General features: G+C 73.5%; 14 protein-coding genes. 8 read left to right on the forward strand and 6 right to left on the reverse strand.

Features of this window, described 5'->3' with window-relative positions; all coding sequences use genetic code 11:
* Positions 1–300 (forward strand): hypothetical protein (locus tag VM324_06475; GenBank protein HVL98916.1); only part of this gene is annotated, 300 nt, incomplete at its 5' end.
* 52 nt (positions 301–352) lie between these two features.
* Positions 353–1840: a glutamate-cysteine ligase family protein gene (locus VM324_06480; protein HVL98917.1), complete on the forward strand. Its 1488-nt coding sequence runs from the start codon at positions 353–355 to the stop codon at positions 1838–1840.
* A 23-nt stretch (positions 1841–1863) separates the two neighbouring features.
* Here the strand turns inward: VM324_06480 and VM324_06485 are convergent, their stop codons facing one another.
* Together VM324_06485 and VM324_06490 are read right to left on the reverse strand one after the other, a co-directional pair.
* Complete coding sequence (locus tag VM324_06485; GenBank protein ID HVL98918.1) at positions 1864–3363, reverse strand: amidase; 1500 nt, start codon at positions 3361–3363, stop codon at positions 1864–1866.
* 119 nt (positions 3364–3482) lie between these two features.
* Positions 3483–3839 (reverse strand): hypothetical protein, encoded by a 357-nt coding sequence (locus tag VM324_06490; protein ID HVL98919.1) that lies wholly within the window; start codon positions 3837–3839, stop codon positions 3483–3485.
* 369 nt (positions 3840–4208) lie between these two features.
* Here VM324_06490 and VM324_06495 point away from each other — a divergent pair, with 369 nt between their 5' ends.
* The 3 genes from VM324_06495 (at position 4209) to VM324_06505 (ending at position 5521) form a co-directional block, all read left to right on the forward strand.
* On the forward strand, positions 4209–4445 hold the full coding sequence (locus tag VM324_06495) for a hypothetical protein (protein ID HVL98920.1): 237 nt from the start codon (positions 4209–4211) through the stop codon (positions 4443–4445).
* Between the two features lie 81 nt (positions 4446–4526).
* Entirely contained in the window at positions 4527–4817 is a 291-nt protein-coding gene (locus VM324_06500; protein ID HVL98921.1) for a SpoIIE family protein phosphatase, read from the forward strand.
* 62 nt (positions 4818–4879) lie between these two features.
* Positions 4880–5521, forward strand: a complete 642-nt coding sequence (locus VM324_06505; GenBank protein ID HVL98922.1) for an SRPBCC domain-containing protein — start codon at positions 4880–4882, stop codon at positions 5519–5521.
* On the opposite strand, the gene VM324_06510 is transcribed toward VM324_06505, so the two are convergent.
* Entirely contained in the window at positions 5518–5670 is a 153-nt protein-coding gene (locus tag VM324_06510; GenBank protein ID HVL98923.1) for a hypothetical protein, read from the reverse strand. The two genes, VM324_06505 and VM324_06510, sit on opposite strands and share 4 nt — an antisense overlap.
* Positions 5671–5704: 34 nt before the next feature.
* On the opposite strand from VM324_06510, the gene VM324_06515 reads away from it, so the two are divergent.
* Positions 5705–6802: a succinylglutamate desuccinylase/aspartoacylase family protein gene (locus VM324_06515; GenBank protein HVL98924.1), complete on the forward strand. Its 1098-nt coding sequence runs from the start codon at positions 5705–5707 to the stop codon at positions 6800–6802.
* On the opposite strand, the gene VM324_06520 is transcribed toward VM324_06515, so the two are convergent.
* The 3 genes from VM324_06520 to VM324_06530 all read right to left on the reverse strand — a co-directional run bounded on the left by VM324_06520 (position 6736) and on the right by VM324_06530 (position 10151).
* Positions 6736–8187 (reverse strand): NAD(P)/FAD-dependent oxidoreductase, encoded by a 1452-nt coding sequence (locus tag VM324_06520; protein ID HVL98925.1) that lies wholly within the window; start codon positions 8185–8187, stop codon positions 6736–6738. The genes VM324_06515 and VM324_06520 overlap by 67 nt on opposite strands.
* Before the next feature lie 199 nt (positions 8188–8386).
* Entirely contained in the window at positions 8387–9250 is an 864-nt protein-coding gene (gene mca / locus VM324_06525; protein HVL98926.1) for a mycothiol conjugate amidase Mca, read from the reverse strand.
* A gap of 16 nt (positions 9251–9266) precedes the next feature.
* Entirely contained in the window at positions 9267–10151 is an 885-nt protein-coding gene (locus VM324_06530) for a molybdopterin-binding protein (protein ID HVL98927.1), read from the reverse strand.
* Between VM324_06530 and VM324_06535 the strand changes: the two genes are divergently transcribed.
* Together VM324_06535 and VM324_06540 are read left to right on the forward strand one after the other, a co-directional pair.
* The gene (locus VM324_06535; protein HVL98928.1) at positions 10150–11040 is read left to right on the forward strand and encodes a hypothetical protein; all 891 of its coding nucleotides are present in this window, start codon (positions 10150–10152) and stop codon (positions 11038–11040) included. The genes VM324_06530 and VM324_06535 overlap by 2 nt on opposite strands.
* 134 nt (positions 11041–11174) lie before the next feature.
* Entirely contained in the window at positions 11175–11444 is a 270-nt protein-coding gene (locus tag VM324_06540; GenBank protein HVL98929.1) for a hypothetical protein, read from the forward strand.
* Positions 11445–11523 lie beyond the last annotated feature (79 nt).

Here is an 11523-nt window from a genome sequence, read left to right on the forward strand (position 1 = left end):
GCCGCTGCCGGCGCGACGTCCATCACCCCGATCGTGCTCCACCTTCGGCCTGGCGTCCGGGAGCTGTTCTGGCCCTGGCTGGAGGCGCACCATCCCGAGCTCGTCGACCGTTACGCCGAGCTCTACACGAAAGCGACCGCGCCGAGGAGCTACCGCGGGCCCGTCGAGGCGTTCGTCGCCGAGCAGCGCCGGGCGGCCTACCGCCGGCACGGCCGGCCGGCGCAGCCGCCGGCGTGGCGCGGACGCCCCAACGACGGCGGCCGTCCGGAGGCGGCCCCCACGCAGCTCCGCCTCCTGTAGCGCCTACACTTTCGCGGGCAGGCTCGCGACGCCCGTGCCGCAGGAGGAGCCCATGGGGCGTGACATCGATACCACCGAGTTCAGCCGGGAGGATCGCGTCCGCTACCGCGACAAGGTCAAGGCCAACCTCGCGGCGCTCCGCCAGCTCATGGACGCAGGGCGCTTCGAGACGGGCCGCCGCCTCGTCGGGGTGGAGATGGAGGTCTACCTCACCGACCCCGACGGTCACGTCACGCCGATCAACGCCCAGCTGCTCGACCGGATCGCCTCCGACGACTTCCAGACCGAGCTCGCGCAGTTCAACATCGAGTTCCAGATCCGCCCCCGCCGCCTCGTGGCCGACGTGTGCCGGCAGATCGAGGACGAGCTTCGGGCGTCGCTCGAACGTGCGCACGCCAAGGCGGAGACGCTCGGGGCGCAGGTGATGATCATCGGCATCCTGCCGACGCTGTCCGACTTCGACGTGACCGAGCAGAACCTGTCGGCGAACCCGCGTTACCGGGCGCTGAACGACGCGATCCTCGCCGCGCGCGGTGAGGACATCCTCATCCGCATCGAAGGCGACGAGACCCTCGAGACAACCGCGAACTCGATCGTGTTCGAGGCGGCCTGCACGTCGGTGCAGCTGCACCTGCAGGTCGACCCAGCGGACTTCGCAACCGCCTGGAACGCCGCCCAGGCGGTGTCCGCACCGCTGGTGGCGACCGCCGCGAACTCGCCGTTCTTCCTCGGTAAGCAGCTGCACCACGAGACCCGCATCGCACTGTTCCAGCAGTCGATCGACACCCGCACCGAGGAGCTCGCCACACAGGGGGTGCGGCCCCGGGTGTGGTTCGGGGAGAAGTGGCTGACGGAGGGCATCTTCGAGCTCTTCGACGAGAACGTGCGCTACTTCCCCGCCCTGCTGCCGCTCTGCGACGACGAGGACCCGCAGGCGATGCTGGCGGCCGGCGACATCCCGCACCTGCCCGAGCTCACCCTCCACAACGGCACGATCTACCGCTGGAACCGACCCGTCTACGACGTCGCCCGGGGCCGCCCGCACGTGCGCATCGAGAACCGGGTGCTGCCCGCCGGCCCCACCGTCGTCGACGTCGTCGCCAACACCGCCCTGTACTACGGGCTGCTCGCCGGCCTGGCCGCCCAGGAGCCGCCGGTGTGGCAGCAGATGAGCTTCGACGCCGCCACGGAGAACTTCTACGCCGCCGCCCGCTACGGCCTGGGAGCGAAGCTGTACTGGCCGGGTGTGGGCGCCGCAGTGCCCGTCAGCGAGCTCATCCTGCGCCACCTCCTGCCCGTCGCGGCCGCCGGCCTGCGCTCGTGGGACGTCGCCGAGGCCGACATCGACCGCTACCTCGGCATCATCGAGGCGCGGGTCCTGTCCGGACGCAACGGCGCCGCCTGGCAGATCGCGACGTACCGCCAGCTCGTCGAGGAGCAGGACCTCGAGCGCCCACAGGCTGCGAGCGAGCTCGTCCGCCGCTACCAGAAGCTGTCGCAGATCGGCGAGCCCGTCCACACCTGGCCGGTAGGCGGTTAGTTGGCGGCCGATCGCCGACGGCGTCACGCCGATCCGGTGCCCGGCGGCGGCCTGAAGCCCCCGAGCAGCTCGGCGAGGTGGCCGGCCAGCGCGATGGTGGTGCGGTCGCGGTAGGGCGAACCGACGATCTGCACGCCGACCGGCAGCCCGCCGGAGGTGAGCCCGACCGGGGCGGCGGTCGCGGGAAGGCCCGCGGACGACACGATGGTGTTCCACACGATCTGGTCGAGGTAGGGGCGGGGGCGGCCGTTCACGTCGATCGTGCGCGCGAGCCGTTTCTCCATCTCGTCGACCCGGTCGGGTTCGGGGTAGGTGGGGTACGCGACGACGGGTGCGACGGGGAACAGCAGCACGTCGAAGCGTTCGAAGAACGCCATCCACGCACGCCGCAGGCGCCGGCGCTCGGCGTCGACGCGCAGCCAGCGGGCGTGGGGCTGGGTGAGCGCCCGCGCCCGGCGGGCCTCGCGGCTGTCGTCGTCACCCCGCCGAACGAGGACGTCACGCAGCCGGGCGAGCTCCTCCTCGCTCGTGTCGTCGGCGCTCGTGCTCACCCAGAGGTCGAACGCGACCCGCTCGGCGGTGACGAAGTCGAACGCCGGGCGTGCCGCCGTGTCGACGGTCGCGCCGGCGGCCCGGAGCGCCTCGACGGCGGCCTCCAGCCCGTCGCGGACGGCGGCGTCCACGGGGAACGCCTCGTGCTCAACCCAGGCGGCGACCCGGTACTCGCCGATCGCGCGGTGGGCGGGCGGCGGCAGGGCGAAGCGTGTGGCGACCGCGTCCGGTGCGTCGGGACCGGCGAGCAGGTCGAGCGCGAGCGCGAGGTCGTCGGCGCTGCGGGCGAGCGGCCCGACCCCCATGACGTCGGGGAGGTGACCAAGCTCGTCGAGCGGCACGGACGGCAGGTGGCCCCGGAGAGGCACGAGGCGCGGCGTGGGGAAGTGGCCGTAGACGCCGCAGAACGCGGCCGGCTGGCGGATCGACCCGCCGCTGTCGCTGCCGAGCTCCAGCGCGCACAGCCCTGCGGCGAGGGCGGCGGCCGCGCCTCCCGACGAGCCGCCGGTCGTGCGGGTGGCGTCCCAGGGGTTGCGCGTGGTGCCGAAAAGGGCGTTCGCGGTCTCCTGCCCGCTCACGCCCTCGGGGAGGTTCGTCTTGCCGAGCAGCACCGCGCCGGCGTCGAGGAGGCGCTGCACGGCCGGAGCCGAGGCGGAGGGGACGTGGTCGCGCAGCTCGGGGACGCCGGCCGTCGTGCGCATCCCCGCGGTCGCGAAGCAGTCCTTCACGGTGATCGGCACGCCGTGCAGCGGCCCCCTGCGTTGACCGGCGCGCTGCTCGTCGTCGCGTTGCGCCGCGCACCGTCGGGCTCCGTCGTCGTCGACGGTCACGACGGCGTTCAACCGCTCGCAGGCGGCGATCCGCTCGAGGTAGCCCGCGACGAGCCCGCGGCTCGTGACCCGCCCCGCACGGAGCGCCGCGGCGATCTGCGAGGCGGAGGCGAACAGCAGATCGGAGGTGACGTCGGCCATCGCCGGGGTCGATGCCCGCCTGCTGCTCGCCGCATGCGCCGCCCCTTCGCTGTCCTCCGCTCCCGGTGAGCGCAGCGACGCCCGAGGGGGCTCGTGGAGGAATCAGACGGCGTTGTGCGTCATTCCGGTTCGCCGGAAGCTGTGGGGCTCGTGAGGTGGGAGAACCAGTCCGCGCGATCGAGAAGCAGGTGGAAGTCGATGAGGTCATCGCCGGTGAGCGGCGGGGCGGAGCGGGGGTTCTCTGGATGGGTCGGCCGAAGCGGGTTGCCCTCGCCGCCGCTGCGCGACACCCCCGCGGCCAGGAGCATCGTCGCGGCCTGCGGGTCCACTCGGCGGAAGATCGGCTCGCCGCACTGCGGGCAGACGAACGCATACGCCACCGGGTCGCCGTGCGGACCGCCGAGCATGGCGCACCGGCTGGCCGCGACGTCGACCTGCTGCCGACACGATGGACACGAGGTCCGGATCGTCGGCATATGCTGCCTCCTCGCTACGACTCTCGCGGCGGCTGTCAGCCGCTCGTCGTCGTGACACCACTACGCTGCACCGGAGAGAACCAGACCACGGCTGTGCTCGCATGCCCAAATTTGATGAATTGTCGCAGGGCCGCTCGGGTGGGTGCGTGACGCAGGGAAGGACCAGCATGCGGCACTCGGTAAGCCGGCTTCTGCGCGAGCTGAACAGCCAGCCTCCGTTCCCCTGATGGACGCCCTCAGGGCGTACCTGGAACGGACGGTCGAGGCATCGGCGGTGGCGCTGTGGCTCGCCGACTACGCCGAGCAGGAGCTGCGCCCGCTGACCCTCGACCGCAGCGACGGCCCTCAGCGGTGCTGCAGGAGAGCGCAGTGGTTGTGGCCTATGTGCTCGTGGCGTCGCGGCGCTACACCGACGTCTTCGAACGCGCCCGCCGGCGCACCGAGCTCGCCGTGCCGGCCGAGCTGCAGTGGGAGCTCCTGCCGGTGCTCGCCCACGACGGCCCCGACTTCAGCATCGCCGGCTCGCTGGAGCCGGCCTACGACATCGGCGGCGACAACTTCGATTCGACTACGCCGTCGAGCCCGATGCCCTGCTCGTGTCGGTGACGGACGCGATGGGCCACGGAACCGCGGCCGCGCTGCTGTGCAGCCTCTGCGTCGCCACCCAGCGCAACGCCCGCCGCAAAGGTGACAGCCTCCGTGCCGCTCGGCCTTTGGCAGGACAGTGACTTCAACCTCCACGAGCTCGAGTTCGTGCCCGGCGACCGCCTCCTGCTCATCACCGACGGCATCGTCGAGGTCTCCCGTCAGAACGGGGAGGTCTTCGGCGAGGGGCGGCTCATGGAGCTCCTCCAGCGGACCGCGAGGGAGCGACCTTCGGAGGTGGTGCGCATGCTCGCCCGCGCCGTCGTGGAGCACCGCGCCACACCGCTATTGGACGACGCGACCGCGGTGTGCATCGACTACCGCCGCCGGTAGCGGGAGACTGGCTTCGAGCGGTGAGCGACCGCGCGGGGGACCCTCGAAAGAATGGAGGAGCTGTGGCGAGCGGGGACGACGAGCTGACTATGGGCCGGATCTCCTCCGGGGCGGTGCGGGCGGCCACGGGCCGCGGCTGGGCCGAGTGGCTCGAGGAGCTGGACGCCGCAGGAGCCGGCGCGTGGGACCACAGGCAGATCGTCGCCCACCTCGAACGGCAGGCACCGACGGTGACGTCGGGATGGTGGCGCCAGTCGATCGCGGTTGCCTACGAACAGGCCCGCGGGAAGCGGGTGGTCGGCGAGACCGCCGACGCGGGCTTCCAGGTGGGCGTCCAGCGAAGCGTCGGCGCCCCCGCAGCGGAGGTGTGGGAGCTCATCACCGGACGTCCCGACCTTTGGCTCGGCGCAGGGGCGTCCATCGAGTTCGTCGAGGGCGCGCACTACGAGGTGCCGGCCGGCGACGGTCATCCGCGCGTGAGCGGCGAGGTGCGCGTCGTGAAGCCCGGGAACCGACTGCGCATTACCTGGCAGCCCGAGGCCTGGGCGGCCCCGGCCACGCTTCAGCTGACGCTCACGACGGCGCCTTCGGGCAGGACCGCGGTGAGCGCGCACCTGGAGAAGCTGCCCGACGCGGCCGCCCGGGAAGCGATGCGGGCGCGCTGGCGGGCGGCGCTGGAGCGGATCGTCGCGGCCGCCGGCTAGCGCAGGTGCGCCGGCGCGCCCGGGCCCACGTAGGAGTAGTGGAAGGTGCGCGCGCAGGGGGAGCCGTACACCTGCGGGTCCACCTCGAAGACCGCGCCCTCACCGGACACGTCGGCCGGCAGGGCGGTGGACGCGCGCCGACGGTGCACGCCGCTGGCCGGCGACCGCTACTCTCCAGCGCGCATGGTCGATCTCTACCACCGGCTCGAGGGCTATGACGAGGTGAAGGGCCTCCTCGGCGGCACCGACGAGGACGTCCTGCTCGCACTGCGCGGCAAGCCCGCACTGCTGCGCATCCCGGCGGTGGACCACCCCGACGGCGGGCGGAAAGCGAGCGCCCCGGCGCGGATGGTCGCGTGCCTGCTGCACGGCAACGAGGACTCCGGGTTCAGGGCCGTGCTCCGGTTGCTGCGGACCGGTGCCCGCTACCCCTTCGACCTGTGGGTGTTCATCGGCAACGTGCGGGCCGCGAGCCAGGCGGGCTGGTTCGCGCACCGCTTCCTCGACGACCAGGAGGACTTCAACCGGGTGTGGGGACTCCACCCGCCGACGACGCGGATGCGCAGGTGCGCCGAGGCCGTCCTCACCGAGCTGGCGGGCGCCGACCTCGAGGCGTGCGTCGACCTGCACAACAACACCGGGAACAACCCCTTCTACGCGATCGTGCCGGTGCGCACGCCTGCGAGCCTCAGCCTCGCCGCCACCTGCTCGGACACCGTGCTGCTCTGGAATCTCCGTGCGCACACGCTCATGGAGGCGCTGTCGCGACGCTGCCCGACGGTGGCGGTGGAGTGCGGCCTTCCGGGGCTGTCGGACAATGCCGCCTTCGCCGAGCGGGTGCTCGACCGCTTCCTCGCCGCGCCCCGCTTCACGGGCCGGCCCCGCGTGCCCTCGCGCATGGTCGACATGACCGTGCGGGTGGAGGTACGCCCCGAGGTGCCGTTCGCGGTCGGGCTCGCCCTGGGTGACGAGATCGACTTCGTCCTCCGCCCCGGCCTCGACGCGCACAACTTCGGGATGCTGTTCGCCGGCACGGAGCTCGGACGGGTCCACCCCGGCACGGCCATGCCGCTGTGCGCGACCGACATGCGCGGCACCGAGGTGACCGACCGGTTCTTCGCCGTGGACGCCGACGGCCTGCTCACGGTCCGCGAGGACCTCACCCCGGTGATGATGACGACCACCGTCGTGCAGATCCGCCGCGACTGCCTCTTCTACATCGCGCGCAACCGCAGCGGACCGGCGAGCACGCCTCTCAACGCGGACCGGGCGGCGAGGTAGCCGCACAGGCCGTGGACGCCGGCGCCCGGCGGCGTCGACGCCGAGCACAGCAGCACCTGGCGGTCAGGGGTGCGGTGCGGGCTCAGCCGCAGGGCCGGACGCGCCACGAGCTGGACGAGGTCGTGCGCGCCTCCGGCGATGTCCCCACCGATGTAGTTCGGGCTGTAGCGCTCGACGTCCGCGGCGGTGGCGGTGACCCGTGCGAGGACGCGGTCACGGAAGCCGGGGGCGAACCGCTCGATCTGGCGCTCGATCCGGTCGGTCATGTCGACCGTGGAGCCGTTCGGCACGTGGCAGTACCCCCACAGCGTGTGGCGGCCCTCGGGCGCCCGGGACGGGTCCACGAGGCTCTGCTGGGCCACGAGGACGAAAGGCCGCTCGGGATGCTCGCCACGCCCGACCGCCGCCTCGGCGGCGGCGATCTCGTCGAGGGTCCCGCCGACGTGCACGGTGCCGGCCCGCCGGCAGGCCTGCGCCGTCCAGGGCACCGGGCCGTCGAGCGCCCAGTCGACCTTGCAGACCCCCGGGCCGTGGCGGAACCGGGTGAGCGCACGCCGGTAGCGCGCGGGGAAGCGGTGGCCGGCGAGGCTGAGCAGCTGGCGCGGGCTGACGTCGAGCAGCACGGCCCGCGCCGGCGGCACCTCCTCGAGGCGGCGGACGGGATGGTCCACCTCGATCGTGGCGCCGAGGGTGGCGAGGTGGGCGGAGAGGGCGTCGGCGATCGCCTGGGAGCCGCCGCGGGCCACCGGCCAGCCGACGGCGTGGCCGCTCGCCCCGAGGACGAGGCCGAACCCCGCCGTCCCTGGGACGGTGAACGGCAGCACGGAATGGCCGGCGAGACCGGCGAACAGCGCACGGGCGGGCTGGTCGCGGAACGCCCCGCGGGCGAGGCTCGTCGCCGGGCGCAGGGCCGCCGCTGCGAACCGGGCCAGCGCGAGCGGGTGGCGGGGCAGCCGCACCGGCTGGTGGAGCATGCCGAAGACGTCGTCCCACGCGCCGGCCGCCCGTCCCACGAGGCGCGTCCAGGCGGGGCCGTCGCCGGCGAGGCCCTCGGCCGTCGCGGCCACCGACCGCTGCAGCGTCGCGGCCTCGCCGCCGTCGAGGGGATGGGCCAGCGGTATGTCGGGGTGCAGCCACTCGAGGCCGTGCTCGGCGAGCGGCAGGCGGGCGAAGACGGGGGAAGCGGCGGCGAGGGGGTGGACCGCGGAGCACACGTCGTGGGTGAAGCCGGGCAACGTCAGGGCCGCGGACCGCGTGCCGCCGCCGACCGTCGGCGCGCCCTCGAGAAGGAGCACGGAGCAGCCGGCCCGCGCGAGGGTGACGGCGGCCGTGAGGCCGTTGGGGCCCGCGCCGACCACGACCGCGTCCCAGATGAAGTCAGGCATGGCGGCCGGCCGTGCGGCAGTAGTCGCGGCGGTGGGGCCCCGTCGGCTCGCCGCCCCCATCAGCGCACCTCCGGGGTGTCCTCGGCGACGGGCACGGCGGACGAGAGGAGGGCCGCCCGGCGGAGCAGCCACGACCAGCCGGCCGGCGGCGCGGCGGTGTGTGCCGGCGGCCGCCGCCGGTTGCCGCGTCGCCCACCGGCTACTCCAGCCCCGCGAACAACGAGGTCTCCGGAAGCTCGGTGTCCACGAGGCTGCGGGCGAGCTGGAAGTCCTCGTACGGATAGATCTCTCGCACGACCTCGTCGGGGATGCGGAACCACATCCCGTCCGGGTCGATCTGCGTCGCGTGGGCGAGCAGGGCACGGCTGCGCAGCCCGATGAAGTCGCCGACCTCCACGGAGGTCGTCGAGGGGTCGCCCGCGTCGGGGTCGAAACGCTCGAGCCAGCCGGTGAACGGCGAGTCGATGCCGCGGTCGGCGCACGCGGCGTGGAGCGCCTCGACCTTGCGGCGGTTGAACGCGCCGACGTAGTAGAGCTTGCGGGGCTGCCAGGGCTCGCCTGCCTCCCGGCAGCGCTCGGGGTCGCCGGCCGCGTCGAACGCCGCCACGCTGATGTCGTGGCAGCGGATGTGATCGGGATGCGGGTACCCGCCGCCCTCCGGGTAGGTCACGAGGACGTCGGGGCGCTCGGCGCGGACGAGCCGCACGAGGCGTTCGGTCGCCTCCTCGAACGGCGCGTTGTAGAAGGAGTCCGCAGCGAGCAGGCGGCCGTCCCCGTCGAAGTCCTCGACGTAGCCCGAGTCGGGGTAGCCGAGCCAGAAGTGGTCGGTCACCCCGAGGATCTCGAGCGCGCGGGCGAGCTCCTCCTCGCGGATCTCGCGCATGCGCTCGGCGACGCCCGGCTGGTCCATGGCCGGGTTGAGGATGTCGCCCGCCATGCCGTCGGTGCAGGTCACCACCGATACGCGGTACCCCTCCTTCGCGTAGCGGGCCATCGTCGCCGCACCCTTGGAGGACTCGTCGTCGGGGTGCGCGTGGACGAACATCGCGTGCAGAGCCGGCATGGCGGCCAGGGTAGCCCTAATCCTCCCAGCGGCTCTGCCACATGGCCTGCAGCCGCGCGCTCGCCGGGTCGGCCGCCACCGCGTCGAGGTAGGCGCCGAGCAGCGCGTCGGCCTCCTCCACGCGGTCCTTCGGGCCTTTGAGCCGGACGACGCACTCCCGCCCCGGGTACGAGCCGACGTGGACGTCGGGGAACTCCGTGGTCAGGCGCGTGAGGACGGGGTTCAGGGTCGACTCGGGGTAGCCGTGGAGGCGCTCGACGACGTGCTGGGGCCGTCCGTGGCCGGCGAGCAGCGCCGGCTCGATGCAGCGCACGATGATGCGCTGCAGCAGGGAGGGGATGCCGGGCAGCACGACGACCGTCGCGCCCGCGCTCGCCCCGCTGCCGCCGTCGACGTCCACGGCCACGCCCGGCGACAGGGCGGTCGAGGGGTCCTCGCAGAGCAGGTACGCCCCCTCGGGAACCTGCGCCATCTTCCGCATCGAGCGCGCGTGCTCGGGTGAGACGGTGACCCCGCCCGCAACCGTGCGTTGCAGCGTCGCGGTCACCTGGGCGTCGATCTCGGGGTGGAGGACGAGGCGGCGGCCGAGGCTCGTCGCCACCGCCTCGTGCGTGACGTCGTCGGGTGTGGAGCCGACGCCACCGGAGGTGAGCACGACACGCGGCCGCCCGCGGGCGAGCTCGCGCTGCAGGGCCTCGTCGATGGCCCCCCCGTCGTCGGGCACGGTCACGATGCGGTCGAGGGGCACGCCGAGGCCCTGCAGTCGCCGGGCCACCCAACCCGAGTTCGTGTCGGTGACGAAGCCGCCGAGGATCTCGTCGCCGATCACGAGCATCGACACCCGCAGCCTGGCCGTCATGGCCGCGAGGATACCGACGAGGCCCCATAGTATGCGGCTCATGTACACGAGCACCGAAGACGCCCGCAGCGACCTCTTCCTCGCGGGGGCGGTGTTCGCCTTCGGTGGGATCCTCGTGCAGTTCGTCCTCGCCGTCGTGCCGCTGAACCGGATCCCTGGCGCGGCGCCGGTCCTGGCGGTCGTGCTGCCGCTCGTCACGACGGTGCTCGTGCCGTTCCTGCTCATCCGCTACCGCAAGGAGCCGTGGAGCATGTACGGGCTGGGCGGCTTCTCGGCGGCGGCGTTCGCCAGCGGTGCGCTCCTCGGCGTGCCCATCGTCGTGGCGGGGCTCGTGGCGGCGGTCGTGGCCGGCGTCCCGGTCGACGACCGGGTTCCGTTGCTCGCCGTCGCCGACCCGGTCCGTCCGCTCGCGCGGGCCGCGCAGTGGCTCGGCTACGCGCTGCTCGCCGCCTACGGGACGGTGAAGGCCCGCGACGCCTTCACCGGCTACCCCGAGCCCATGGCGCCGCAGGGGCGGCGGATCGCCGGCCTGCTCGCCGCGGCCGCCGCCGTCGCCCTCGTGCTGCTCCTGGTGTCGCTGGCGGCGCGGGGAGCGCTGCTCGCTAACCTCGGCGTGGCGGCGGCCCTGGTGCTCTTCGCCCTGGGTGTGGGGGCCTCGGTCCTGCTGGCCCTGTCGCGGGTGCCGGCACGGGCGACGGCCACCCGCGCCGTCCTCCTCACGCCCGCGGTGCTCCTCGGCCTCGCCGGCCTCCACCTCACCTTCGAGGCGGTCGCGTTCGTCTTCACCATCTACAACGTGGGCCTGCTGGCCCTCGTCGGGTTGCTGGTCGGCGTGCTCCAGGAGGGGCGCCGGACCGCCTGGGGCCCGATCGGCCTCGCCCTGGTGGTCGCGCTGCTCACCGGATTCGCCGAAGGGGCCCTCCTCCGCTGAGTGGCAAGGGCGACTAGTCGCGTCACGCTCCTCGGGTTACCCTCGTTGGTCTTGGGGGCCGGCCCCCGTGAGCAGCTGCTCTCCGGGTCCCGGTGCCGACGCGTGTGCGGAAGGCGTTTGCCGATGATGTGGCTGTGAGCGCACCAGCGGGACCCGTGACCGGGCTCCTCAGCAGGCCGGGGGCAGTCGTGTGGGCGCTGCTCGCGTGCCTCGGCCTCATCATGGCCGGCATGAGCGTGGTGGCGGACCGCACGGTCGCGGGGTTCGCCGCCCCGACCACGCTCCCCGCGGACGAGGCTGCGGCCGCCGTGGCCGTCGAACCGGTCGCGGCCGAGCCACTCCCCGCGCCGGTGCCGGCGGCAGCCGAGGTCGCCCCTGTCGAGGTGGTGCCCCCGGCCTGCTGAGGAGCCCGGTCACGGGTCCCGCTGGTGCGCTCACAGCCACATCATCGGCAAACGCCTTCCGCACACGCGTCGGCACCGG

It is taken from the genome of Egibacteraceae bacterium (genome assembly GCA_035540635.1).
In the GTDB taxonomy this organism is placed as follows: domain Bacteria; phylum Actinomycetota; class Nitriliruptoria; order Euzebyales; family Egibacteraceae; genus DATLGH01.